Genomic DNA, 23629 nt, shown 5'->3' with positions numbered 1-23629 from the left:
GGCGCGGGTGCAGTGCCGGTCCCGGCCCCCGGTCCCGACGCCGTGTCCGGCACCGGGAACGGCACTGAGTCACGTCGCCCGGCCCTTACCCTTTCCGTTCCCTTGGCCGGTGCCTTTTCCCTTGCGGGGCTGCTCGTGGCTGAACCGTTCGGCGGCCCGCTGGCTCCGGCTGGCCACCACCACTTTCTGGTGCCACTCACGCTGATATGCGCGCCGGGCCGCGGCATCATGGCGCCGTGCCAAAGCCGCCACCTCACGCTGCATCTTGAGGTAGCTCGCCCAGCGGCGCTCATCCAGGGCACCCTCTGCGAGCGCCGCCTGCACGGCGCAGCCGGGTTCCCTGCCGTGCGCGCAGTCGGCGAACCGGCACTGGGAAAAGAGCTCCTCGAGGTCCCCAAAGACCTCGTCCAGGCCGTCCTCGGCGTCGAACAGGCCGAAGCCGCGCACCCCGGGCGTGTCCATCAGGACCGAACCGCCGGGCAACGGGACGAGTTCCCGGGAGGTTGTGGTGTGCCGGCCCTTGCCGTCACCGGCCCGGACCGCACCGGTTTCCTGCGCCTCGAATCCGACGAGGGCGTTGATCAGGGTGGACTTTCCCGCGCCCGAGGGGCCCAGCAGCACGATGGTCCCGCCGGGCGGCAGGTGGGCCAACAACTCATCAAGTCCGTCGCCCTGTTCGGCAGAGGTGGTGACCACGTCGACGCCGGCGGCCTGCAGCATGACCTGCCCGACGACGTCGTCCGCCACGTCGTCGAGGTCCGCCTTGGTGATGACCACCAACGGGGTGGCACCCGAATCCCAGGCCGCGACGAGCGTCCGTTCGAGCCTGTTGTGGGTCAGCGGACGGTCCACCGGCACGACCACCCCGACGATGTCCATGTTGGCGCCGAGCACTTGCGCCTCGGAGGATGCCTCGAAGGCGCGCTTGCGGCTCAGCTCCGAGCGGCGCGGCAGCACGCCCACGATGGCGGGTTCGCCGACGGCGTTGCTGCCAAGCCAGACCCAGTCGCCGGTTGCCGGGACGAGGCCCGACCGCGGGTAGGGCAGCTGGGACTGGCCGGCGTGGTCCGCGACCAGGACGAGGTTGCGGTCCACACGGACCACGCGTCCGGCGCTGGTGCCGCCGGGTACGGGATTGGTGGAATAAAGCTCCGCGACGGCCTCGGTGAAGCCGAAACGGGCCGGCCCCAAAAGACCGGAGTGTTGAGTGAACTGAATTTTCAATGGAAACCCTTTGATGGGCCCCGGAGGAGTGTTGCCCGCTGCGGTCGAGAAGGACCGGTTCAGCTAAAGGCTAGGAGATGCGGGCGGCCGGGGCAGGAGTAATGACGTGGTTGGGTGTGCGCTGCGCGCGCAGTTCCGTTGCATTCATTGCTTCCACCTCCCCGGTCAGCCGGCTCATCCGTCAGCCTTTCCGGCCGCGGTTTCCCTAGCGTAACCGCACCCGGCGCAGCTGGCTAGGGATTTTTCAGGCGAGTTTGCCGTCCAGTGGCCGCTCGCGGTACAGCCGGAGTGCGGCGTCCACGAGTGAGACACGGTTCAGGGACGCCACCTCGGTCAGCGGAATCCAGGCCGCATGCGTGGTGCTGCCGCCCACCTCATGGCGCAGCTCCCCGCCGGTGATGCGTGCTTCGTAGACCAGCCGCAGGGACTGGAAGTCGCGGTGGCCACCGTCGAGCCGGCTCTCCGCGGGCCAATGTCCGACGTCGATCCCCAGCATGGCGCCGATCTCCGCGTGGTAGCCCGTCTCCTCATAAATCTCCCGGCGGCACCCGTCCACGGGGTGTTCGGCGAGATCCAGGCCGCCGCCCGGCAAGGTCCAGCCCTCCCGGCCACCCTGCTTCCAGTATGCGAGCAGGAGGCAGTCATCGCGGACGATCAGTCCATACGCGGCCGGGCGGGTGTCGAATGGCAGGGTCATTGATCCAGCGTAGCGGCGTAGCGCCGGCCCTGCCGGTTCTGCCGTTTCCGCCCTAGAGTTTGAGGGTGACCAACCTCGAAGTCCTTCCGCCCGAAGAAGTCTGCCCTGCCGCCAGCGCCGGGGAGGGAGCCGCGGGCGGTCCGTGCCTGCAACTATGGCCGGCGAGGGAGGTTCCGCTGGGCGGAGTCCGCGCCATGAACGTCTCGCGGACCCTCCCGCAACGGGGACTGCCGACGGTGGGTGCCTGGTGCTTCCTGGACAGCTTCGGCCCGGACCGGGTTGCGATGTCCGTGTTGCCGCATCCGCACACGGGGTTGCAGACCGTCACCTGGCCGCTGGCGGGAAACATCCGGCACCGGGACAGCGTGGGCAGCGACGTTATCGTCCGCCCGGGCGAGCTGAACATCATGACCGCGGGCCGTGGCGTTTCGCACTCCGAATTCGCGGTGCTGCCGCCGGCACCGGCCGGAGGCGGTGTTCCAGACGGGGATTCGGACGGTACTTCACCCGAACTGCCCGTGCAGCGCGGGCTGCAGTTGTGGGTCGCGCTGCCGGACTCCGAACGGCACCGGGCGCCGGCGTTCGAGCAGCACCGCGAGCTGCCCGTGGTCCGCGGGGACGGTTTCACCGCAACTGTCATGGTGGGAACCCTCGCGGGCGCCACCTCGCCGGCCACCATGTACTCGCCGATCGTTGGCGCCGACATCAGCTGCACCGGGCCGATCAGCCTGCCGCTCCGGCCGGAGTTCGAGCATGCCGTGCTGGTCCTCGAGGGCGGCTTAGCGCTGGACGGCCAGGAAGTTCTGCCCGGCCCGTTGGGCTACCTTGGCTCCGGGCGCAGCAGCCTGGACCTTGACGCGTCGCCGGGCACCCGATTCGTGCTGCTGGGCGGTGAGCCGTTCGAGGAAGAACTGCTCATGTGGTGGAACTTCGTGGGCCGCAGCCATGACGAGGTGGCCCAGTCCCGGCTGGACTGGGAAGCGCAGGCCGGGCTGTCCGACGACGACGCGTCACGGGCCAGGTTCGGGCTGGTGCGCGGACACGGTCCCGATGCGGGTCCCGAAGCCGGCCGGATCCCGGCGCCTCCGCTGCCGGGGGTGCCGTTGCGCCCGCGGCGCCGGCAGTGACGGCGCGCAGTTCCCGCTGCGTGAGCTCCGGCCGCGCAGGGTCCGGCCGGCCGGGCAAACCCCTCCGGCGACCCGCTAGCCCTGCTCGGCCACGAGCTGGAGCACCCCGAAAACAGGTTCCTGCTGCAGCACCCGGACATCGGTGATCCCGGCCGCGGCCAGCGCCGCGCGGAACGCTTCCTGCAGCCGAGGCACGTTCATGCCGAGACCGCTGCCCAGGATGACCGGCCCCTCGATGCCGAGCTGCCGCAAGGTCTGCTCTGCCATGGCGGCCAGATCGCGGCCGGCCTGGTCGATGAGTTGCAGGCTCGGCGCGTGGCCGGCGTCGGCCGCGTCAACGACGAGCCGGGCGCGCTGGGCCCAGTAGCGGCGTCCGGTTTCGGGTGAGTGGAAAAGGGCGATGAGTTTGTTCGGGTGGTCGAGCCCGCAGGAGTCCAGCAGGGCCCGGGTCAGTTCATCCGCTTCCAGGCCCTGGTTCATCCGTCGCAGGCTGTGGCGGACGGCTTCGCGGCCCAGCCAGTAGCCACTGCCCTCGTCACCGAGGAGGTAGCCCCAGCCTCCGGCCCGGGCTTCCCCGCCCCGGCTGTTCTTGCCCCACGCGGCGGAGCCTGTCCCGGCGATCACGGCGACGCCGGTGCTGGCGCCGCCGGCGGCCAGCAGGAGCCGGGAGTCGTGCACCACGGTGATTTTGGCGCCGGGGACGTGCGGGGCGATCAGCGCGGCGAGCGCCGCGGCGTCGTCGTCGGTGTCGATGCCGCCGGCTCCGGCGTACACCTGGGCAATGTCCCCGCCGCCGATCCGGGCGAAGAGTTCGGCCAGGTTCCTGGCGGCTTCCTCGGGCGTGACATTCTGGACGTTAGCGCTGCCCACCGATTCGTCGGCCACGGGGGTGCCGGCCTCAAACCGGACACCGCGGGTCTTGGTGCCGCCGATGTCGAGTCCGATCACGGCGCCGGATGAAGTGGCGTGCTCGGGGGCGGAAACGGCGGCCGGCGGGGCCGGAATGTCAGAATGAGTCACCGGAACAGCCTACTGAATCACCGACAGGAGTGAGCAATGTCCCACGCAATCTTCGGTACCCGGATCATCGCCGCGCCGATGGCCGGCGGGACGTCCACTCCGGCCTTCGTCACGGCCGTGCACCAGGCCGGCGGCCTGGGCTTCCTGGCCGCGGGCTACAAGGGCGTCGCCGCCATGCAGGCGGACATCCACGCCACCCGGGAGTCCGGCGCACGGTTCGGCATGAATGTGTTCGTCCCGGATCCGGCCCAGCTGGCCCCCTCCGCGTCCGCCCTGGCCGAAATCGAGGAGTACCGGCAACAACTGCGTGCAGACGCCGCGCGCTACGGCGTGGAGCTCCCGTCCCCGCGGCTCGATGACGACGACCAGTGGCAGGCCAAGATCGAGGCCCTGCTGACGGACCCCGTGGAACTGGTCAGTTTCACCTTCGGACTCCCCGGCGCCGACGTGGTCCGTGCCCTGCAGCGGGCCGGAACGGCGGTGCTGTCCACTGTCACCAGCGCGGCCGAGTCCCACCAAGCTGCCGAACAGGGCGTCGATGCCTTGGTGGTGCAACACGGGTGCGCCGGGGGCCACAGCGCCGCGTTCATCCCGGCGTCGGGAAGCCACGCAGCGGGCGGCCAGACGGCGGGCGAGTCGGGAACGTCCGCGCCGGCCACGACGGCGGCCACGACGGCGGAGCTGGTCGCGGCGGTCCGCTCCGCCGTCGCGCTTCCGCTGGTCGCCGCGGGCGGCATCATGGACGCCGCCGGGGTGCAGCGGGTGCTCGCGGCGGGCGCGGAGGCGGCACAGCTGGGCACGGCGCTGCTGCGGACCGAGGAGAGCGGCGCCCGGCAACTGCACAAGGACGCCCTCGCCAGCCCGCATTTCACCCGGACAGCGCTGACCAGGGCATTCACCGGGCGCGAGGCCAGGGCGCTGGTCAATGAGTTCGTCCTGGATCACCCCGACGCCCCGCAGGCCTACCCGGCGGTGCACCACCTCACCGCTCCGCTGCGTGCCGCCGCTGCCGCTGCCGGGGACGCCGAGCGGCTGAACCTCTGGGCCGGGACCGGCTGGCAGCAGGCGCGTGCCGGATCCGTGGCGGAAGTCCTGGCGGATCTGCTGGACTGAGGGCCCGGGCCGGGCGGCCCGCTCGCGGCTTCGCTCCCCACTCGCCGTGTGGACACGTCGAGCCCGGACGGAACCCGCGAGAGGAGCGAAGGCAGCGACGGACTGACCGGGCGCCGCGGCTGGATCAACTGCCGGAGCGGCCGCGGACAAAGCCGGCCAGGAGCGCCGGACCCTCGCTCAGCACCAGCTCGCGGAACAGCCGCACCGGGTCCGGCTCGGCGTCCGCTCCCCCGCGCCGTTCCCGCCAGGCCAGGCCGATTTCACGGAAGGCAAGGCCGGAATCCAGCGCCAGTTCCACCCAGCCCAGGTCCCCGGGCTGCCCGGGGCTGTGGCGTCCGGGGGCCAGTCCGCCGGGCGGCAGGATGCTCACGCCCAGGCCAGCCGAGACGAGCCCCCTGGCGGTGTGGGAGTCCTGGCTTTCGAAGGCAATGCGCGGCCGGAAACCGGCTTCCCGGAACAGGGCGTCCGTCAGCGAGCGCATGCCGTAGCCGGGGCCCATCGCCACGAACGGATCCTGCCGGATCTCCGCGAGGCCGGCACGACGACGCCCGGCGAGCGGGTGCCGGTGGTGGACCACCAGCCGCAGGGGTTCCCGGTACAGGGCAGCCGAGGAGATCAGCCGGCTCGGCGCCGCGATCGGGGCGGTGAGCGCCAGATCGGCGTCCCCGGCGGCCAGTTCGGCCAGGCAGCCGTCCCGTGCACCCTGGCTGAGATCGAAGGCCGGCTGGGGATGCCGGCTGCGGAAAGCACTGATCAGCAGCGGCAGCATCGCCTCGCCGAAGGTGTGCTGGAAGGACACCGCGATCCGGCCGCGCACCACCTCCGACTCGTGCCGGACCAGGTCCAGCCCGGTTTGGAACTCGCCCAGCGCGGCCTCAACGTGCGGCAGGAGCGCCTTCGCCGCCGGGGTCAGCCGCACGCCCCGGCCGTCGCGGATCAGCAGTTCCGTGCCGATGATGCCGCTGGCCCGCGCGATCGCCCGGCTCACGGTCGACTGGGGCAGTCCCAGCACCTCCGCCGTGGCGGTGATGTGCTGGGTGCGCCCGAGCTCGGCCAGCAGGGGCAGCAGCGGCAGCAGTTGGACGAGCTGCTTGTGCTCCACGTCCATACTCGCACCCCTCCCAAAACGATCCATATTTGCGATTGATTCTATGAGAAACATGCATTGGAAGCATGTCTTTCCGGAGCCTATTCTGGGGACATGGCCCGACTCCCCCTCCCAACTCCCGCGGCCGAGCCCGGTACGGCGGCCGACGGCGGTCGCCGGAACGGCCGGGCGGCGGACGTCGAGGTTCCCGTGTGGACGGGCCACAGCAAAGGGTCCGCGGCCTACCGGAGGATCCTCGCCGGCCTGGCATTCGCCGGCGTCGCGACCTTCGCCCAGCTCTATTCCACCCAGGCCGTGCTGCCGATCATCGCCGCCGATTTGCAGGTGACAGCTGCCGAAGCCGCCCTGACGATCTCGCTGGCCACCGTCGGCCTGGCTGCGACCGTGCTTCCCTGGTCCTTTTTGGCTGACCGGATCGGCCGGGTGAGGGCCATGGCCTGGGGCATCTCCGCGGCCACCGTCCTGGGGCTGCTGGCTCCGATGGCCCCCAGTTTCCCGGTCCTCCTGGCCCTGCGGACGCTGGAGGGCATGGCACTGGGCGGTATCCCGGCCATCGCCATCGCCTACCTGAATGAGGAAGTCAACAAGGCCCACGCCGCCCTGGCCGCGGGCACCTACGTCGCCGGCACCACCTTGGGAGGCCTGGCGGGCAGGCTCGTGGCCGGCCCGGTCGGCGATCTGTGGGGCTGGCGGGCCGCGGCACTGGCCGTGTCCGTAATGGCGACGGCAGCCGCCGCCGTGTTCCTGATGCTCGTGCCGCCGGCGCGGAATTTCACTGCCGCGGCCGCCAGCGGCTTCCGCGGCGCCCTCGCAACCCTGGCCGGCCACGGACGGAACCCGCGGCTGCTGGCCATCTACGTCCAGGCGTTCCTGCTGATGGGCGGCTTCGTGGCCGTTTACAACTACCTTGGTTTCCGGCTGTCCGGCGAGCCCTTCAGCCTGCCTGCGACGCTGATCAGCCTGATCTTTTTGGCCTATCTCTCCGGCACCGTCTCCGCGCGCTGGGCCGCCGGGCTGACCCTGCGCTTCGGCCGGCGAAACGTGCTGGTGGCGGGCACGGTCCTCATGGTCGCCGGGCTGGCACTGACGCTGACCCAGTTCCTGGCCCTGATCCTGGCCGGGCTGCTGCTGTTTACCGGCGGCTTCTTCGCGGCCCACAGCATTGGCTCCGGCTGGACCGGGGTGATTGCCAGCAGCGGACGCGCGCAGGCGGCCTCGCTCTACAACCTCGCCTACTACCTGGGTTCCAGCGTCATCGGATGGGCGGGCGGCTTGCTGTTCCAGACCCTGGGCTGGACTGCCCTGGCCCTCGCCGTGATGAGCCTGGCGTGCACGACGGCGGTAATCACCGCCGTCGCGCACCCCTCGGGAGCGGCCGCAGCGGGGCGGACCGCGGCGCGCTAGCGGGTCGCCTCGAGGGCCTGCACCAGGTCCGCGACGATATCCGCCGGGTCCTCCAGCCCCACGGAGACCCGGAGCAGGCTGGCATGCGGTTTGGCCTCGGCGGCCACCGGGCGGTGGGTCAACCCGGCGGGGTGCTGGATGAGGGTGTCGATGCCGCCGAGGGAGACGGCGTGCGTAATCATGCTGACTGCTGCTGGAACACGCTCGGCGTGCTCGGCGCTGGCCAACTCGAACGCCAGCAGCGAACCCGGGCCCGCCATCTGGGTGCCCACCAGGCCGCGCGGGTCGCATTCCGGCATGCCCGGGTAGTAAACCCGCCGGATTAGTTCGTGTTCCGTGAGGGCCGCCGCAACCTTCTCGGCACCGGCCTGCTGGGCGCGCACCCGGACCGGCAGCGTCGCCAGGCCACGGTGCAGCAGGTAGGCCGGCCACGGCGTGAGGATCCCGCCGGTGATGGCGCGGATCTGCCGGAGCCGGACTGCCCATTCCGGGGCGGCTGCCACGACGCCGCCCATGGCGTCGCCGTGGCCGCCGAAGAACTTCGTGGCGCTGTGCAGCACCATGGCGGCGCCCAGCCGGTAGGGCTGCTGGAGCACCGGAGTGGCGAAGGTGTTGTCGACGAGGAGCGGCACGCCATCCGCCGCTGCCGCCGCGGCGGCAATGTCCACGAGGTCCAGGCTCGGGTTCGCCGGCGTCTCCAGGATGACGAGTCCGGTGTCGGGGCGCAGTGCCGCCCGGATGCCGTCGGGCGTGGTGAACGTGACCTCGGTTCCGAGCACCCCGGTGGCGAGCAGGTGGTCGCTGCCTCCGTAGAGCGGCCGGACGGCCACCACGTGTTTCTTCCCGGTGGCGACGACGGCGAGCAGCACCGCGCTCAGGGCAGCCATGCCGGTGGCGAAGGCCACGGCCTCTTCGGTGCCTTCGAGGAGGGCGACGCCGTCCTCGAAGCGGGCAACCGTCGGGTTCCAGAGCCGCTGGTAGACCGTGCTCTGCCCATCCAGGTGCGCGCCGCCGGTGGCCATCTGTTCGTAGGCGAGGCCTCCGTCGTGGACCGAGGGCAGCGGCGCCGTGGTGGAGAGATCGATCGGGACGGCGTGGACGCCCAGTTCCGTGAGGCCGTTGCGGCCGGCGTGGACCGCCAGCGAGTCTTGAGAAAGCACCCGTACTCCTTTTGAATATTCACCATTGAATGCGGCAAGTATCTGGCAATAATTCGGAGTTTCACAGAGGCGGTGAATGGAACTGTCAGATTGAGGCGTTTATGATGAACTCACAACACTTCAAGGAGGATCCGTGAGCAGCACCACGAAGAATGTTCGGCCGGGCGCCGGCGCCGGCGAACCCCTGGACGCCATTGACGAGCGACTGCTCGCCGCCCTGGTCGCGGACGCGCGGATCTCCAACAAGCAGCTGGCCGAACTGGTGGGAATCGCCCCGTCGACGGCCCTGATGCGCACCCGCGCCCTGTCCGAGCGCGGGATCATCCAGGGCTTTGAGGCCAAGCTCAGCCTTGCCGCGGTGGGCCGCTCGGTGCAGGCACTGATCGCCGTCCGGCTGCGCGCCCACGACCGCGAACAAATCGACCGGTTCACCTCCCGGGTTCCCAAGCTTCCCGCGGTGCTCTCCACCTTCCACACCTCGGGTTCGGTGGATTACCTGCTGCATATTGCCGTCGCCACCACGGAGGACCTGCGCGACTGGGTGCTGGACAACCTCGCGACCGATCCCGTGGTGGGCCACACCGAGACCACCCTGGTGTTCGATCACATCCAGGGAAACCACGGGCCGCTGCCCGACTAGCCCGGTGCCGGACTAGCCTGCTGCCCTCAGGCCCGCTGCCGGAGGGCTGCCCGCAGCGTGACGGCCGCCAGTGCAAGGGCAAAGACGGCGCACAGCGTGACGAAGCCCGCCACGGCTGCCTGCAGGCCGAACGCGCCGGCGGCGAGCCCCAGGCCGATCACCGGGAAGGCGCTGCCGAGGTAGGTGATGACGTAGACGGTGCTGATGATCTGGGCGTGGCGCGACGCCTCCACCTTGCCCGCAACGTCGTTGAAGACGGTCCGAAAAGAGACGCCCTGGCCCAGTCCGGCGGTGATGCTGGCGGCAATCAGCAGCCCCGGGCTGCTCCACGCCGCGGCTGCCGCGATCAGCAGCACGGAAACGGCAAGCAGCGACAGTCCCACGGGCACCACGAAACGGCCCCGCGCGGCCAGCAGCTGGCTCAGCGCCGAGGCCGCCAGCGTCAGCCCGGCGAGCAGTCCGATCAGCGGACGGGAGTCGGCGTGCACAATCTGGGCGAAATAGCCCGGAGCCAGCGAGAGGCAGAAGCCAAAGACGGCGAAGCTGAGGAACCCCACGGCCGAAGCCAACCAGAACGCGCCCCGCGCCTCGCTCGACACGGAGGGGCGCCGCGGCGCGAGGACCTTCAGCGGCTGCGGACCCGCGACCGAGGTGATGGCGGGCCGGGCCTTGAGCAGGTAGAGCGGCACCAGGAGGGCGATCAGGATTATTGAGTGCAGGTAGTACGGCGTGGACGTCGGGCCGGGGAGCACGGACAGCACGCCGCCGATGGCCGGCCCGGCCGCCACGCCGCCGGCGGAGGCAAGGAGCGTAAACCGCGAGGCCCACTCGGGCCGGCTGGGCAGCAGCTCGCGCAGCGCGGCGGAACTTGCGCCGGTGGCGAGCGCCACCGCGGCCCCCTGCAGCGCACGTCCTGCGGAGAGCGCCAGCAGGCTGTCCGCAGTAGCGAAGACGAAGCCTCCGGCGAGGCCTACCAGCACGGCCAGCAGCAGTGCGGCGCGCCTGCCGATGTGGTCCGACCAGTGCCCGGCCAGGATGAGCGTGGCCACGAGCGCCAGGACGTACGCGGAGAAGGCCACCGTGACGTCCAGGGCCGTGATGCCGAGTTTGGCCTGGAGCAGCGGGTAGAGCGGGGTCGCCAGATTGGCGCCCACCAGCAGCGTGAAGATCACGACGCCGGCCATCACCAGCCGGGCGGTGACGGAAGCGTCCCAGCCCCAGCGTTCTGCCGTGGCCGGGCGCATGCGAAGTTCGCTGAAGACGGTCATGGCGGTGCCCCTGCTGCATTGATGCGGACGGCACGCGTTCCCTGTGGGGAGGCGCCCGCCCGGTGAAGATTGATACCACCAGAATGCGACACGGGTGACCTTTCCAGCCAAGTTCTGTGCCAAAATTGAGCAAAACCGTCAATCACTAGCCGCAAGGATGAACCGGAGTGATGATTTGAACAGTCTGGACCCCACCGACCTCAAGATTCTGCTCGAACTGATCAAGGATCCGCGGATCCAGATCGGCGAACTCAGCGACACCCTCGGGATAGCCCGGAACACCGCGCAGTCCCGGGTCCGCCGGATGCTCCGCTCCGGTCTGCTGCATGACGGCGGCAGGGAAATCGACCTGGAGGCGGTGGGGTACGACGTCGTCGCCTTCGTCACGATCGAGGTGAACCACCGCGAACTGGACGGAGTGGTGGGTGCTTTGCGCCTGATCCCCCAGGTCCTTGAGGTCCACGAGATTTCCGGCCGCGGAGATGTCTGGTGCCGGGTGGTGGCGACCGACACGCATAACCTCCAGGCCGCGCTGCGGTCCATCCTCCGGATCAAGGGCGTCATCCGGACGGAAACCGTGCTCGCCCTGCACACCCACATCCAATACCGCACCGAGCCGCTCATCAGCCGGCTGGCCCAAGGCAGCGCTCTTACCCCCGGCCGCTCTGCCGCACGCCGGGCCGGTGCCGCGGATCCTCAGCTACAGACTGGATAATGTCCCGGTGACTATCATTGACAACGCCGTTTACGTCGACGGCGTCCGCCGCGCCGAGCCGCGCAACCTGGAACAGACTTTCGAGACCCTGACCGAGCATGGCGGGATGGCCTGGATCGGCCTGTACCGGCCCACGGAAGAAGAAATGGCCGCCGTCGCGGCGGAATTCGGCCTGCACGGCCTGGCCGTGGAAGACGCGATCTCCGCTCACCAGCGCCCCAAGTTGGAACGCTACGACGACAACCTCTTCACGGTGCTGCGGCCGGCGAGGTACCTGGACGACACGGAGACGGTGGAGTTCGGCGAGCTGCACGTCTTCACCGGGCGGAACTTCGTGGTGACGGTCCGGCACGCCGAGACGGCCGTCGTCGGCCAGGTCCGGCGCCGGCTGGAGCGGCGCCCGGACCTGCTCTGCCACGGCCCTGAAGCGGTGCTCTACGCCCTGATGGACCAGGTGGTAGATGATTACGGCCCGGTGGTGGCCGGGCTGGAGAACGACATCGACGAGATCGAGGACCAGCTCTTCAGCGGCGACCCGCTGGTTTCCCGGCGCATCTACGAGCTGGCCCGGGAGGTCATCCATTTCCAGCGGGCCATCCACCCGCTGCCGGCTATGATGCAGCAGCTCCGGCGGGGCTTCGAGAAGTACCGGGTGGACACCGAGCTCCAGCACAGCCTCCGCGACGTCGAGGACCACGTGGAGCGGCTGATCTCCCGCGCCGATTCCTTCCGCGACCTGCTGCAGAATGCGCTCACCCTGGACGGCACACTGACGGCGAACCGCCAGAACGAGGCCAGTGCGGAACAAAACGAGCAGGTCAAGAAGATCTCATCCTGGGCCGCCATCTTCTTCGCGCCGTCCTTTGTGGCCGGCGTGTACGGCATGAACTTCGAACGGATGCCGGAGCTGCGTTGGGCCTTCGGCTACCCGATGGCGATCTGCATGATGGCGGGCACCGCGGCGATCATGTACGGCATTTTCAAACGCAAGGGCTGGCTCTAACCGTACGGCCCGCGCCGGCCCAGGGTTGCGGGGCGGGCTGCGCTCCGGGCCGCCGCGCGGGCTAGCGGGTCGGGCGGCGGCGGCGGGCCTGGGCCACCAGGCGGGTGAAGGCAAGGACGAAGCAGCTCTCGATCACTGCCATCAGCCCCAGCCACAGCCATTGTCCATGGCCGATGAAGTAGATCGTTCCGAGCAGCACCAGCACGCTGCCGAGGACAAGGGCGCAGACGGCGAAGCCGACCGCCACCCGTGCGCTGCGCACGCCGGTGCGGAAGCCGAATCCCAGGGGCTCACCGCCCGGGTAGCCGCCCACACGGTCCTCCCCGGCCGGCCCCAGCCGGTCGAATTCCTCCCACGGGTCGCGGTCCTGTTCCCGTCGCTGATCGGCCATGGACCCATTATCCCGCCGCGCAGGCCGGCAGGCCCTAACGGGCACGTTGCACCGGTTCAGGCGGCGCGCTGACCGACTTCGCCGGGACCGGCGCCGGCGGCGCCGAAGATGAGCTGGCGGGTAGCGATCTTGTCCGTGAAGAACCGGTCGTGGCTGACCACCACGACGGCGCCGGGGAAGTGCAGCAGCGCGCGTTCCATCACCTGGGTGCTGGAGAGGTCCAGGTGGTTGGTGGGTTCGTCGAGCAGCAGCACCGAGGCGCCGGAGAGCAGGCACTGCGCCATGGCCACGCGCGCCTTCTGGCCGCCGGAGAGGTTGCCGATCTTCTGCTTGAGGTCCGCCTCGGAGAACTGGAACATCGCCAGGAAGCGGTTGACGGACTTCTTCGTGGCGCTGAAAGCCAGGCTGTCCGGCAGCGCGTTGACGGCATGCGAGACGGTGTCGCCGTCGTCGAGGTCCTCCAGCATGCGGTTGTACGACACGAAGCCTGGGCCTTTGGCCCAGGCCACCTGGCCGGCGTCGGCAGCTTCCTCGCCGGTCAGGACCTTGAGCAGGGTGGACTTCCCGCTGCCGTTCGCGCCGAGGACGGCAATCCGGTTGCCCTTGCGGATTTCAAAGCTGAGGTCCGCGAAGAGCAGCTTTTCGCCGTAGGTCTTGCCCAGCCCCTCCACCCGGCACAACACGTCCTTCACGTGCAGGCCGCCGTAGATCTCGGTGACAATTTGGTCCACCGGCCGGGGCGTGCGGGATTTCTTGATCTTGGCCAGCTGGTTGCCCAGTCCGCGGCTGGCAGCCTTGGCGGCTTCGCGGCGGTCGGCGATCCCTTCGGCCTCAAAGGCGAGGAGCTCGGACTCGTGCACGAACTGCTGCTCGAGGCTCTTGAGCCGGAATTGTTTCTGGACGATATATTCCCCGAAGTTTCCCGGGTATTCGTGCAGGTGGAAGTTCTCCACCTCGATGATCCGGGTCACGACGGCGTCCAGGAACGTCCGGTCGTGCGAGACGATCACGGCGGCGCCCTTGAAATCGCGGAACCAACTCTCCAGCCATTCGACGCCGGCGACGTCCAGGAAGTTGGTGGGCTCGTCGAGGAGCAGGACGTCAGGCCCCTCAAGCAGGATCTTTGCCAGCGCGGCCCGGTTGCGCCAGCCGCCGGACAGGGCGTCGATCGCGCAGTGCCGGTGTGCGTCGTCGAAGCCCAGGGTGGTCAACACCGTATCGATACGGCGCGGATAGTCCCAGCCGTCCAGCCGGTCCATGTCTTCAAAGAGAGCGGCCTGCCGCCCGATCAGCCGGTCCAGCTCCCCGGCCGGGGGTTCCGCGGCGATCGCAGCGTCAATACCGGCCAGCTCTGCTTCCACGGCCTTGATCTCGCCGAACAGCCCGTCGAGGACCTCGGTGATGGTCGATTCTCCGTTGAGCTCGGAGAACTGGGAGAAATACCCCACCTTCGTTCCGAGCTCCACACTGACCGTGCCGGTGTCCGGTGCTACCTGGTCCAGGATCAGCTTCAGGATGGTGGTCTTGCCGGAGCCGTTCTTGCCGATCAGGCCCACCCGGTCGCCCGGTTCCAGCCGGAAGAACGCCTCGCGGAGAATCTGGGTGTTGTCGAAGCGGACGCTGACGTCGTGCAGCCGGATCAGGCTCATTGCTGCGGTCCTCTCAAGGGGTTGGCTCCGGGATCCCCCGGCGCCGTCGGGGACGGCGGGGCCCGGCCAGCCGCCGTCCGGTCAGGAGCTTCCGGCGGACGGGGTGCGCGGGGTGAGGTTTCAGACTATCCCGGACCGGCGTGGCCGCCGGACACGGGAGCGCCCGGCGCGGGCTGCGGTGCCGCATCTGGGAACAACGAAGACCCCGCACCGCTAAGCGGTACGGGGTCTTCGGGCTACTTCGGGCTAGCGGCTACTTGCGGGACTTGCCGTGCTCGGCCTTGCCATGCCCGGACTCGCCGTGCTGGGCGGGAACGGCCTTCGGCGCAACGGCGGGCGCGGGCGCATGAACGGCCGCGGTCGCCGCTCCGGCGCCGTAGGAGGGAACGGCCGGGGTGGCGGCGTGCTCGTTGTGGTGCTGGGCGGCTGTGGCGAGCCCGGCCGCTCGGTGCGCTGCGGCGTTCTGGTGCGCCCAGGCGCTGTTGCCATGTTCCGAGGACTTCTCGTGTTCCTTGGTCCGGTCTTCCCCGGCCTCGTCGGCGTCATCACCGTCGGTGGGCTCCTGGGCCGGAGCGGTCTCGGTCTCGGAGGGCTCCGGTGCGGGCGCAGTCTCGGTCTCGGAGGGTTGCGGGGCGGGCGCAGTCTCGGTCTCGGTGGGCTCCGGGGCCGGAGCCGTCTCGGTCTCGGTGGGCTCGGCGGTCGGCTCGACCGTGGGATCCGCCGTCGGGGTCTCAGTGGCCGTGAGCTCCGGCGAGACGGTGGCGGTGGGTTCCGAGCCCAGCTCCGTGACCGTGGCAGCCATGGCGGCTCCGGCGCCGCCAGTGACGACGACGGCGGCAACAACAGTGGCCTTGCCAGCGGTACCGAGGGCGCTGAGCCAGGTGAAGATTCCTGCCAAGGGATGGTCCTTCCAAAGTGCGTACGTTGAGGGGGCCGGCGCTTACGCACATCCAGCCGGGCGCAACGTTACCGAACAGAAACCGCGCCGCGGGACGGGACGGGGATTCCTGCGGATTTCCTTGGGAAAACCATGGGCAGCCGCCGAGGAAGGCAGGCTCCGCTGGGTGTCATGCCAGGCGGCTACGGACAATCTCACTGACGCTTTTGCCGTCGAAGCGGCCGGCAACCTCGGCGGTGACCGGCTTCATCACCGCGCCGATGGAGCGCGTGGTGAGTTCCTGGCCGTCGGCCTTCAGGGCGGCGATGGCGTTGTCCACGATCGCTTCGACCTCTTCGCGGGAGAGGGCCTTGGGCAGGTAGGCCTCGATGATCTCCGCTTCGGCGAGCTCGGCGGCGGCGCGGTCGGTTTCGCCTGCTTCGGTGAAGATGCGGGCGGTATCGCGCCGCTTGGCGGCCTCCTTTTGCAGGAGCGAGGTCACCTGGGCGTCGTCGAGCTCAACCGGGGTCTTACCGGACTTCTCCCGGGTGCTGATCTCGCCCAGGACATTCCGGACGGTAGTCAGCGCCGTCTTATTGCCGGCCTTCATGTGGGTGACCACGTCTTGTTTCAGGCGATCCTTGAGCGTCATGGCGTTCCTCTTTCCTAGCGCGTTCAGCGGTGCTCTACTGACCAGTTTCCCCCGGGAGCGTGGGGACGAACCAAGTACCCGGGGCGCGAGTCGGCCCCTCCCACAGTGCATGCCATCTAGTCCGTGCACAAGAAGACCCTGCTCGTGGATTGTAGGCCGTCAGCATCCATCGGCTTCCAACTCTTTTTGGACTTCGCGCCTCCGGGTTCCAGACCCCCGTCAGCTTATGAACGCCGCGCCGTCCCAGCAAGGCAGGAGACCCGATCTGGTTGGCCCTCCTCGGCGGGTTTCGTCCCACCCTTGGCGGCCCGCACGGCTAGCGTGAAGGGTAAACGGCAGAGGTCACCCCATGCCGCCATGACAAGGAGAGACAGTGCCGAAGCGTTCCAGGAACGACACGAGGAATTATTCGATCGTCGGAGGCGTCGTGTTCGCCGCCACCTTGGCGTTGATAGTGTTCCGGCCTGCCCAACAGCCCGCGCTGGAGCTTGGGCTGCTTGCGGCCGGGCTCATCGCCGGCGCAGTGTTCCTGCGCTTCGGCGTGCCCCGGGTCTGGATGGTGCACCTGGTTCTTCTGGCGTTCATGGTCATCACCTTCATGTTGGGCAAATACTTCATTGGCTGGTTCTTCGGCTTCGGCGCCGGAGCGAACCTCGGGGTCGCCTGGCGCGCGCTGGCCACCAGAGAGAAAGCGACCTACCCGTGGACCGTGGACGGCAAGGGCTATGCCGCCGTCCCCCAAGTGCGGAAGGCGGCCCTGGCTGCCCTGCACTCTCTGGACGGGAAGAAGAACTGGCGGCTCATCGTCGAACACGGCGCGGCACGCTTCGACGCCTCAGGCAGCGCGGACGGCGTCGTCTGCCATCGGACACCCGACGCCGACAAGGTCGGAACCTGGGCGATCCTGGAACGGCCCGGTGAGACAGGCACCGAAACGGTCGCCGTCCCTGTGGGCGGACTCACCGGCACCATCCCCGCCCAGTACGTCACCGACATCGCCACTGCGGAAGCCGAACTGGGCAAATTCCTCCAGGACCCGGACGGCTCCGCGCCGGGCCCGGAGTGGAGCACCGATCAGATCGCCGAGGATCTGCACCTCGGCTCCTGAGGCCGGAGACAGCGATTCCTCTCTGCCAAAATGAAGCCATGGAGACTCCCTTGCCAGTCGCAGTCCGGGCCACCGCATCATGGAAGCAGCGCCGCTGGCTGAAGACCCGGTACCGCAGCATCCGCTATGACGTCAGATTCGCCGATGGGCGCGAGGAGTACGGAGTCCATTTGGACGCCGTCCTTCAGGGAGCCCGGTACCCGGCTGATTACTGGAGCACGGTCAAGGGCGCCGACAGAGCCTGCCCGAAAGAAGGGGCCGGACCATGGGTGGATTACCCCTACGGTCGGCCCTTGTAGCCACGTGGCGCAGGCAGTGAGCACCGCGGCGCCTGGCCCTGCGCTGCGCCTCCTCCCCGGCGGCCGCGTTGAACGGAAGGATTTCGACGGCGGGCGGTCTTGGCGAGGCCGGCCTCTCCGAGACCATCGACCGGCAACGGCCGTCCGCATATGATCCGGTTAGCAATGTTCCTGGCAGCAGTGTGAGAGCAGGCACCATGAAGGAAACCCGGACCGATACGGCCGTTGACGATGCCGGCACACTCGAGCTCGTCCGCACCCCGGCGTGGGAGGTCAAGTTCAAGCGCGGCGACGACCCCGGAATGTTCGCCCACATTGTCTGTTGCCGGGACCTGGACTGGCGGAGGTCTTTCTGCGGCTTCCAGGATCCGGATCCGGTCATCATGGTGGACGCGTCCAACCTCTGCACGATGTGTATCGAGGCCGTCGGCGGCTTGGATGGCCCGCTGGCGCACGGCCAATGCCCGGTCGATGACCAGCCATGTCCTCCCGAAGAGGAGATCGACAAGATCATCGAGGAGCGGACGTTCCGCCCCTGAGCCTGCGGGGAGCGCGCCCCAGCCCCGGCTTTCCTTCAATCCATTTAGGGTGTTCAAATGACTGGTCAATTTCACGGCGGACTAGAGTGGCCCGGCAAGCTGCAAAGGGTGTCCGGGCCGTGGATCCTAATGACGGCAACCGGCTCCTCTATTGAGTTCAGCATGAGGTTTCGCTGGCTCGAGAGATTCTTTGGCCCATGGAGAGTCGAACGTTCGGCCGTTCGGGAGGTGTACGTCACTCCACCGGATGCCCTGGCTCCGTGGACGCGGGTGCGCATCCTTGCCCAGGAGAACATGCCGTGGTGCTTCCTGACCCAGCGGCCGTACGAGGTTCTGGACTACCTGGCGCGCCTGGGGTATCCCGTGGGCAGTGACGGCAATCCCTGACTCGTACCTGCCGCCTTATTCCACGCACACAGGCGCTCAAAAACCCCTGCAAATTGTGGAGCTAAGGAGATTCGAACTCCTGACCTCTTCGATGCGAACGAAGCGCTCTACCAACTGAGCTATAGCCCCGCAACAACGCCGCTCCCGGAGGAACGGCGTTCTCAACGTTCCTAGGCTACAAACTATCGGCCTGCATTGCCAGCCAGCCCTCGAATGTCAGCGTGCCGTGTCGCTCCTCCGGCACAAGGTTGAGTCCGGCACGCAGGTATCGGCCCATGCCGCCGGGCAACGGGAACTCCAGCAGGCGCCCGCGCGCCCCCGTCGCCTGCTGCCAGCATTCAGCCAACCCTCGCATCCCGACGATCTCGGGGCCGCCGATAGTCCGGACGCGATGCCGGACGCCGGAGGGGGCCGCCAGGGCGGCCTCCAGCAGGGCGGTGGCCACTTCTACGGGCGCAATCGGCTGGAACCGGGCACCCTTGACCACCGGAATCAACCGAACCTTCGCGCCGGCGGCAAAGAGTCGGGCAAGCAAGGAATGGAACTGCGTGGCCCGAAGCGCCCGGGTTTCCAGACCGGAATGCTCGTAGATCTGTTCCTTGGCCGCTTTGGACTGGTAGTAGCCGAAGCTGCTCCGGTCGCAATTGACGATCGAGAGCATGACCGCCTTCGTGACGCCGGCGTCCTGGGCGGCGGCCAGCAGCCGCGCCCCGCCGGCGGCGAAGTTTTTCAGCGCCCGGCCGGACTGCCCCTCGAGGCAATCGATGACGACGTCGGCTCCCGCCAGCGCCGAGGCCAGCCCCTCCCCCGTGCTGACGTCCCCGCGGAAGTACTCCGCGCCGTCGTGCCTGCCGGCCTCTCCTGGCACGGGCGGGCGGCGGCTGAGTACCGTCACGCGGTGTCCCTCCGCTACAGCTTGACGCACCACTTCCCGGCCTACCTGCCCGGTTCCCCCTGCTACGCAGATTCTCGTCATGCTCGTCAGGATAACTGCCGGGGGCAACAAAAAAGCCCCGGGCGGCCGATGGGTCGGCTGCCCGGGGCGGAGCGTTTGGGTCAGGCGCGGCGGCGCTGCAGGACGTCGTCGAGGTTGCTCAGGGCGCTTTGCCCCTTGCCCATCGTCTTCGACTCGGCAGCAACGGCATCCGGCTGCCGGACGGTGGCCTGCTTCAGCGAGGGCTTGCCAACGGCTTTCGGTGCTTCCGGAAGGTCCAGCGGCTGCGGGGCGGGGCGTTCCGCCTTGGGCGCCTCCACGTAGGTCGGCTTGGGGACCTCCACCGGCTCCCAGCTGGAACCTTCAGCCGAGGACGGATCGCCCACCCGGCGGACGGACGTGTCGCCGGAGGCGGCGGCCTCCGCCAGTGCCGCCTGCCGCAGTTCGTCGGCAGTCAAAGGCTTGGGGGCATCCTGGGGCTCGGCGGCGCCGGCCTCGGCGTCAAAGAGCGGACTCTCCTTCGCGGGGCCAGCAGCTTCACGGACAACCTCGGAACGCACCGGGGCCGCCTCCTCGGAAGCGGACCGGGCCGGGGCGCCCATGGCCGAGCGGAACGCGGCGTTAACCTTGCGCCGCCGGTCCCGCACCGCGAGCCTGCGCAGCAAAAAGACCGCGGCAACGGCGGCAAACAGTGTGGCGGCGGGCAGCCAGCCCGAGCCGATGCCAAAAAGGCGCAACGCCGCCGAGACGATGCCGGTGAGGAGCGAGATCAGCCCCGCCACGGCAAGTACCAGGCGGCCGTAGCGGATACGGAAAGCCGGAGCCGCCGGCTCCCGATCGCCGGGTTCAAGGAAACCCGGGGCTGGCTCGGGGCGCTGCGTACTCGTCATCGGTGTCTCCTCCGGGGCCGCCATCTTCATGACGTTTCCGGCTTGGGGGTCTGCGTTTTCTACATCCACGGTGTTCATCCGGAGTTCCACTGCAGGCTGCAGCTGGGGGCGGCCGTTCCGCAGCATGTAGGGAGCCACCCATACGATCCAGAGCGCGACAGCAATGACAAGGATCACTGAGCTGCTAAGAGGGAAGTCCACAGTCAAAACCGTATGAGCAAGACGGCGGGGCGGGCGGCATTGGCACCGGTGTGTCGCGAGGCAACTGCCAAATCACTGGATATATGACGAAACGGCTGGTCAGGCGGGGGTTTCGGGAGCCTGTGCGGGACGCGTTTCCAGCCACCGGGCCAGCAGGCCTCCCGGGACTTCCTCCGAAGTCAGCGCGAAGGTGCGGTGGTCCGCCCATGCGCCGTTGATGTGCAGGTAACGCGGCCGGTATCCCTCGTCGCGAAACCCGAGTTTTTCCACCACCCGCAGGCTTGGGCGGTTCTCCGGACGGATGTTGATCTCCATCCGGTGCAGCCCCAGCGTGCGGAAGCAGTAGTCGGTCGCCATCGCGACGGCGGTTGGGGCTATGCCTTGGCCAGCCCTGTCCTGGTCCACCCAGTAACCGAGGGTGGCCATCATGGCCGAGCCCCAGACGATGGAGGAGACAGTCAACTGTCCAACGATTACCGGTTCCTTGAACCCGGGGGTCCAGGCCGTGATGACGAAAGGCAGGGCGGTGGCTTGCGCCGCCTGGGTCTTCAGCGACCGGACCATCTGCCGGTAATCGGGCAGCCCGCCCCCGGGTACGGGATTGGAAGCTTCCCAGGGGGCCAGCCACGCTTCGTTGCGGGACCTAAGCTCGCTCCACTCCTTGCGGTCCCGGTACCGGATCGGACGCAGCACGAGGTCGCCGCACTCCAGGGTCACCGGCCAGTTGAAGCTGCCCCCCACGGGACTATTCCGTCAGGCTGGAAGCGAAGCCGGGCAGCCAGGCCCGCAGGCCGGGGCCGAGGTCGTCGCTGTCGCAGGCGAGCTGGACGCAGGCCTTCAGGTAGCTGAGCTTGTCACCCGTGTCGTAGCGGCGGCCGCGGAAGACGACGCCGTACACGCCGTAGCCTTCGCCTTCGCCGGCGGAGAGTTCCTGCAGGGCGTCGGTGAGCTGAATCTCGCCGCCGCGGCCGGGCTCGGTCCGCTCAAGGACTTCGAACACCGCCGGGTGCAGGACGTAGCGGCCGATGATGGCCAGGTTCGACGGGGCCTCGTCGACGTCGGGCTTCTCGACCAGCTGCTTGATCCGGACGTACTCCTCGCCCTCAACGGCCTCGACGTCGGCGCAACCGTAGGCGCTGATCTGCGACGGGTCTACCTCGATCAGGGCCACGACCGAGCCGCCGGTCTTCGCCTGGACCTCGATCATGGTGCTGAGCAGTTCGTCGCGGGCATCGATGAGGTCGTCACCAAGCAACACGGCAAAAGGTTCGTAGCCAACGTGCTGCTTGGCGCGCAGCACTGCGTGGCCCAGGCCCATCGGGTCGCCCTGCCGGACGTAGTGGATGTCGCCCAGGTTGCTCGCGGCCTGGATGGACTCCAGCTTGTCGGTGTCGCCCTTGGCCTCCAGCGTCGCCTCCAGCGTGGGCACGCGGTCGAAGTGGTCCTCAAGGGCGCGCTTGTTGCGTCCGGTGATCATCAGGACGTCGTTGAGGCCCACGTTCACGGCTTCCTCAACCACGTACTGGATGGCCGGCTTGTCGACGACGGGCAGCATCTCCTTGGGCATCGCCTTGGTGGCGGGAAGGAAGCGGGTGCCGAGGCCTGCAGCGGGAATGACGGCCTTGCGGACCGAGGCGTTGGGTGTAATCACTCGACTAATCTAACCGAGGGGGCAAAACATCAGGTAATTGTCTCCGTCGGCACGGCAGCCGCGGCCCCTGAACCGGGTGCCGCCCGCGCGAAAGGACGCCACAGCATGAGCACCAAGGAAGAGATCCGCGCCCTCCACCGGCTGCGTCGGGCGTCAATGTCGCCGGCAGAACGGGACGCCGCCGGAGCGGCCATCGGCCGCCATGGACTGGCCTGGGCCTCCGCTCTGGCGAACGGCGGTTCGAGCACCTTCGCCGCCTACCTGGGAGTCGGCTCCGAACCGCCCACCCTTCCACTCTTGGCCGCCCTCCATAATGCGGGACACAGGGTGCTGCTGCCGGTCTGCGAGCCCGAACTGGCGCTGAGCTGGGTGTACTGGACCCCTGCCTCGGAGTTTGTCCGCAGCCGCTATGCGCCGATCCAGGAACCAACCGGTGAACGGCTCGGCACCTCCGCGGTTCGAGGGGCTGCCGGAATCTTCCTGCCCGCCACGGCCCTGGACCGCTCGGGCAACAGGATCGGCCAAGGCGGCGGCTATTACGACAAGTTTCTGGCGGCGCTGGCCGCCCTTCCCGCCGAGGCTTCCCAGGGCACCGATGGGCCACCGCCGACGGCGGCGGTCGTCTACGACGCGGAGGTGCTCGCCGCCGGCAGCATCCCGGCGGAGTCCTTCGACCGGAAGGTGGCTGCCGCCTTGACGCCCGGCGGGCTGGTCCCGCTGTCCGCGCTTTCCTAGCGGCAGCCGGCGGGTGATAGAATTGGCACTCAGGCCCTGCGACTGCTAATGCGGTTTCCTCGCTCACCGGTTCCGGTGACGGAGATGCCGCTTCGACAGCCCGGGACCTGCTCGTTTGTCCAAGAGGAGGAATCCCAGTGCCCACGTATGCATATGCCTGCAAGGACTGCAGCCACGCCTTCGAGACCGTGCAGTCCTTCACGGACAGCTCCCTGACGACCTGCCCGGAATGCCAGGGTACGTTGCGGAAGAAGTTCAACAGCGTCGGCGTCGTATTCAAGGGCTCCGGCTTCTACCGGACCGACTCACGGGACTCCAAGGGCAGCGCCGTCGCCCCCGCTCCGGCAGCCACCGCGAGTTCCGCCCCGGCTTCCGCCGCCGCCAGCTAGGACCAGACGGGCTGCACGCCCGCGGTTGTCCACATAGCGACGCCCGGGGCTGATGCCTGCCGACGGGCTCAACGTAGCGTGGCGGCATGGCCCACCGCAGCCGCCGCGCACTTTTCTCCGAATCGACGCCGCATTCAGAATCGGCACCTCTAGGGCTCCGGCGCGGCCCCTTCCGTCCCGGAGCCGGCCGCAAGTACCCGGCACGGCGGCGCTTCCGCGGCTGGGCTGGCAGACACCGCCGGCTGGCCATAGCCCTCCTGCTGTGCCTGGCCGCTAGCATCGCCGTGCACCAGCTAACGTGGTTGTGTCAAGTATTTCTGGCCCCGGGAGGACGGCTATAACTGGCCCCATCCCTGCACGTTTCGTGCTGCTCGGGAGTCTTGACCGGTGACACCTGGGCGCCAACTGGCAGTACAGTACCTTGGCCTGTCCCCGACGCTCTTTCCCG

General features: G+C 68.8%; 25 protein-coding genes and 1 tRNA gene. 11 read left to right on the top strand and 15 right to left on the bottom strand.

The features are described from left to right. Positions 1-69 precede the first annotated feature (69 nt). Positions 70-1224, bottom strand: coding sequence for a ribosome small subunit-dependent GTPase A (rsgA, locus tag AC1DNC_RS13085; protein WP_476862968.1), 1155 nt, complete (start codon positions 1222-1224; stop codon positions 70-72). Positions 1225-1468: 244 nt separating this feature from the next. Next, on the bottom strand, positions 1469-1921 hold the full coding sequence (locus tag AC1DNC_RS13080; protein WP_476862967.1) for an NUDIX hydrolase: 453 nt from the start codon (positions 1919-1921) through the stop codon (positions 1469-1471). A gap of 65 nt (positions 1922-1986) precedes the next feature. On the opposite strand from AC1DNC_RS13080, the gene AC1DNC_RS13075 reads away from it, so the two are divergent. Then, positions 1987-3048, top strand: coding sequence for a pirin family protein (locus tag AC1DNC_RS13075; RefSeq protein WP_476862966.1), 1062 nt, complete (start codon positions 1987-1989; stop codon positions 3046-3048). Between the two features lie 75 nt (positions 3049-3123). Here AC1DNC_RS13075 and AC1DNC_RS13070 read toward each other — a convergent pair whose 3' ends face one another. Beyond that, the gene (locus AC1DNC_RS13070; RefSeq protein WP_476863205.1) at positions 3124-4053 is read right to left on the bottom strand and encodes an N-acetylglucosamine kinase; all 930 of its coding nucleotides are present in this window, start codon (positions 4051-4053) and stop codon (positions 3124-3126) included. A 51-nt stretch (positions 4054-4104) separates the two neighbouring features. On the opposite strand from AC1DNC_RS13070, the gene AC1DNC_RS13065 reads away from it, so the two are divergent. Then, positions 4105-5181, top strand: coding sequence for a nitronate monooxygenase (locus tag AC1DNC_RS13065; protein WP_476862965.1), 1077 nt, complete (start codon positions 4105-4107; stop codon positions 5179-5181). Between the two features lie 124 nt (positions 5182-5305). Here the strand turns inward: AC1DNC_RS13065 and AC1DNC_RS13060 are convergent, their stop codons facing one another. Then, the gene (locus tag AC1DNC_RS13060; protein ID WP_476862964.1) at positions 5306-6289 is read right to left on the bottom strand and encodes a LysR family transcriptional regulator; all 984 of its coding nucleotides are present in this window, start codon (positions 6287-6289) and stop codon (positions 5306-5308) included. A gap of 93 nt (positions 6290-6382) precedes the next feature. On the opposite strand from AC1DNC_RS13060, the gene AC1DNC_RS13055 reads away from it, so the two are divergent. After that, positions 6383-7693 carry an MFS transporter gene (locus AC1DNC_RS13055; RefSeq protein ID WP_476862963.1) on the top strand — a complete coding sequence of 437 codons (1311 nt, stop codon included), beginning with the start codon at positions 6383-6385 and terminating at the stop codon, positions 7691-7693. Here the strand turns inward: AC1DNC_RS13055 and AC1DNC_RS13050 are convergent. Then, positions 7690-8853 (bottom strand): trans-sulfuration enzyme family protein, encoded by a 1164-nt coding sequence (locus AC1DNC_RS13050; RefSeq protein ID WP_476862962.1) that lies wholly within the window; start codon positions 8851-8853, stop codon positions 7690-7692. The two genes, AC1DNC_RS13055 and AC1DNC_RS13050, sit on opposite strands and share 4 nt — an antisense overlap. Before the next feature lie 133 nt (positions 8854-8986). On the opposite strand from AC1DNC_RS13050, the gene AC1DNC_RS13045 reads away from it, so the two are divergent. Beyond that, positions 8987-9493, top strand: coding sequence for an Lrp/AsnC family transcriptional regulator (locus tag AC1DNC_RS13045; RefSeq protein WP_476862961.1), 507 nt, complete (start codon positions 8987-8989; stop codon positions 9491-9493). A gap of 26 nt (positions 9494-9519) precedes the next feature. On the opposite strand, the gene AC1DNC_RS13040 is transcribed toward AC1DNC_RS13045, so the two are convergent. Continuing rightward, positions 9520-10761: an MFS transporter gene (locus tag AC1DNC_RS13040; RefSeq protein ID WP_476862960.1), complete on the bottom strand. Its 1242-nt coding sequence runs from the start codon at positions 10759-10761 to the stop codon at positions 9520-9522. A 175-nt stretch (positions 10762-10936) separates the two neighbouring features. On the opposite strand from AC1DNC_RS13040, the gene AC1DNC_RS13035 reads away from it, so the two are divergent. After that, positions 10937-11476 carry an Lrp/AsnC family transcriptional regulator gene (locus AC1DNC_RS13035; protein WP_476862959.1) on the top strand — a complete coding sequence of 180 codons (540 nt, stop codon included), beginning with the start codon at positions 10937-10939 and terminating at the stop codon, positions 11474-11476. Between the two features lie 7 nt (positions 11477-11483). Next, positions 11484-12479 (top strand): magnesium/cobalt transporter CorA, encoded by a 996-nt coding sequence (gene corA / locus AC1DNC_RS13030; protein WP_476862958.1) that lies wholly within the window; start codon positions 11484-11486, stop codon positions 12477-12479. A 61-nt stretch (positions 12480-12540) separates the two neighbouring features. Here corA and AC1DNC_RS13025 read toward each other — a convergent pair whose 3' ends face one another. From AC1DNC_RS13025 to AC1DNC_RS13010, 4 genes are all read right to left on the bottom strand, one after another. Continuing rightward, positions 12541-12870, bottom strand: coding sequence for a hypothetical protein (locus AC1DNC_RS13025; protein WP_476862957.1), 330 nt, complete (start codon positions 12868-12870; stop codon positions 12541-12543). A 56-nt stretch (positions 12871-12926) separates the two neighbouring features. Then, on the bottom strand, positions 12927-14519 hold the full coding sequence (locus tag AC1DNC_RS13020; RefSeq protein ID WP_476862956.1) for an ABC-F family ATP-binding cassette domain-containing protein: 1593 nt from the start codon (positions 14517-14519) through the stop codon (positions 12927-12929). Positions 14520-14772: 253 nt separating this feature from the next. Continuing rightward, positions 14773-15417 carry a hypothetical protein gene (locus AC1DNC_RS13015; RefSeq protein WP_476862955.1) on the bottom strand — a complete coding sequence of 215 codons (645 nt, stop codon included), beginning with the start codon at positions 15415-15417 and terminating at the stop codon, positions 14773-14775. A gap of 169 nt (positions 15418-15586) precedes the next feature. Further along, the gene (locus AC1DNC_RS13010; protein ID WP_476862954.1) at positions 15587-16048 is read right to left on the bottom strand and encodes a GatB/YqeY domain-containing protein; all 462 of its coding nucleotides are present in this window, start codon (positions 16046-16048) and stop codon (positions 15587-15589) included. A 373-nt stretch (positions 16049-16421) separates the two neighbouring features. Between AC1DNC_RS13010 and AC1DNC_RS13005 the strand changes: the two genes are divergently transcribed. From AC1DNC_RS13005 to AC1DNC_RS12995, 3 genes are all read left to right on the top strand, one after another. After that, positions 16422-17156, top strand: coding sequence for a hypothetical protein (locus AC1DNC_RS13005; RefSeq protein WP_476862953.1), 735 nt, complete (start codon positions 16422-16424; stop codon positions 17154-17156). A gap of 496 nt (positions 17157-17652) precedes the next feature. Continuing rightward, positions 17653-17994 carry a hypothetical protein gene (locus tag AC1DNC_RS13000; protein ID WP_476862952.1) on the top strand — a complete coding sequence of 114 codons (342 nt, stop codon included), beginning with the start codon at positions 17653-17655 and terminating at the stop codon, positions 17992-17994. Positions 17995-18222: 228 nt separating this feature from the next. Continuing rightward, on the top strand, positions 18223-18381 hold the full coding sequence (locus tag AC1DNC_RS12995; RefSeq protein ID WP_476862951.1) for a hypothetical protein: 159 nt from the start codon (positions 18223-18225) through the stop codon (positions 18379-18381). 56 nt (positions 18382-18437) lie between these two features. On the opposite strand, the gene AC1DNC_RS12990 is transcribed toward AC1DNC_RS12995, so the two are convergent. The 5 genes from AC1DNC_RS12990 to galU all read right to left on the bottom strand — a co-directional run bounded on the left by AC1DNC_RS12990 (position 18438) and on the right by galU (position 22057). Further along, positions 18438-18510: transfer RNA gene (locus AC1DNC_RS12990), tRNA-Ala, on the bottom strand. Between the two features lie 46 nt (positions 18511-18556). Further along, the gene (locus AC1DNC_RS12985) at positions 18557-19357 is read right to left on the bottom strand and encodes an SDR family oxidoreductase (RefSeq protein WP_476862950.1); all 801 of its coding nucleotides are present in this window, start codon (positions 19355-19357) and stop codon (positions 18557-18559) included. Positions 19358-19437: 80 nt separating this feature from the next. Next, the gene (locus AC1DNC_RS12980) at positions 19438-20382 is read right to left on the bottom strand and encodes a hypothetical protein (protein ID WP_476862949.1); all 945 of its coding nucleotides are present in this window, start codon (positions 20380-20382) and stop codon (positions 19438-19440) included. A gap of 123 nt (positions 20383-20505) precedes the next feature. Next, complete coding sequence (locus tag AC1DNC_RS12975; RefSeq protein ID WP_476862948.1) at positions 20506-21147, bottom strand: GNAT family N-acetyltransferase; 642 nt, start codon at positions 21145-21147, stop codon at positions 20506-20508. A 4-nt stretch (positions 21148-21151) separates the two neighbouring features. Next, positions 21152-22057 carry a UTP--glucose-1-phosphate uridylyltransferase GalU gene (galU, locus tag AC1DNC_RS12970; protein ID WP_476862947.1) on the bottom strand — a complete coding sequence of 302 codons (906 nt, stop codon included), beginning with the start codon at positions 22055-22057 and terminating at the stop codon, positions 21152-21154. Between the two features lie 105 nt (positions 22058-22162). Between galU and AC1DNC_RS12965 the strand changes: the two genes are divergently transcribed. Both AC1DNC_RS12965 and AC1DNC_RS12960 read left to right on the top strand, forming a co-directional pair. After that, the gene (locus tag AC1DNC_RS12965; RefSeq protein WP_476862946.1) at positions 22163-22792 is read left to right on the top strand and encodes a 5-formyltetrahydrofolate cyclo-ligase; all 630 of its coding nucleotides are present in this window, start codon (positions 22163-22165) and stop codon (positions 22790-22792) included. A 137-nt stretch (positions 22793-22929) separates the two neighbouring features. Then, positions 22930-23181, top strand: a complete 252-nt coding sequence (locus AC1DNC_RS12960; RefSeq protein WP_476862945.1) for an FmdB family zinc ribbon protein — start codon at positions 22930-22932, stop codon at positions 23179-23181. Positions 23182-23629: the final 448 nt, after the last annotated feature.

This window comes from Arthrobacter sp. 01N442 (assembly GCF_056399345.1).
This window is presented reverse-complemented; position numbering and strand designations above follow the sequence as displayed.

Bases quoted from the DNA above. Each gene is read 5' to 3' on its own strand.
- AC1DNC_RS13080 (WP_476862967.1), bottom strand. From the start codon at position 1,921: ATGACCCTGCCATTCGACACCCGCCCGGCCGCGTATGGACTGATCGTC.
- AC1DNC_RS13065 (WP_476862965.1), top strand. From the start codon at position 4,105: ATGTCCCACGCAATCTTCGGTACCCGGATCATCGCCGCGCCGATGGCC.
- AC1DNC_RS13060 (WP_476862964.1), bottom strand. From the start codon at position 6,289: ATGGACGTGGAGCACAAGCAGCTCGTCCAACTGCTGCCGCTGCTGCCC.
- AC1DNC_RS13055 (WP_476862963.1), top strand. From the start codon at position 6,383: ATGGCCCGACTCCCCCTCCCAACTCCCGCGGCCGAGCCCGGTACGGCG.
- AC1DNC_RS13040 (WP_476862960.1), bottom strand. From the start codon at position 10,761: ATGACCGTCTTCAGCGAACTTCGCATGCGCCCGGCCACGGCAGAACGC.
- AC1DNC_RS13025 (WP_476862957.1), bottom strand. From the start codon at position 12,870: ATGGCCGATCAGCGACGGGAACAGGACCGCGACCCGTGGGAGGAATTC.
- AC1DNC_RS13020 (WP_476862956.1), bottom strand. From the start codon at position 14,519: ATGAGCCTGATCCGGCTGCACGACGTCAGCGTCCGCTTCGACAACACC.
- AC1DNC_RS13010 (WP_476862954.1), bottom strand. From the start codon at position 16,048: ATGACGCTCAAGGATCGCCTGAAACAAGACGTGGTCACCCACATGAAG.
- AC1DNC_RS13000 (WP_476862952.1), top strand. From the start codon at position 17,653: ATGAAGGAAACCCGGACCGATACGGCCGTTGACGATGCCGGCACACTC.
- AC1DNC_RS12985 (WP_476862950.1), bottom strand. From the start codon at position 19,357: ATGACGAGAATCTGCGTAGCAGGGGGAACCGGGCAGGTAGGCCGGGAA.
- AC1DNC_RS12965 (WP_476862946.1), top strand. From the start codon at position 22,163: ATGAGCACCAAGGAAGAGATCCGCGCCCTCCACCGGCTGCGTCGGGCG.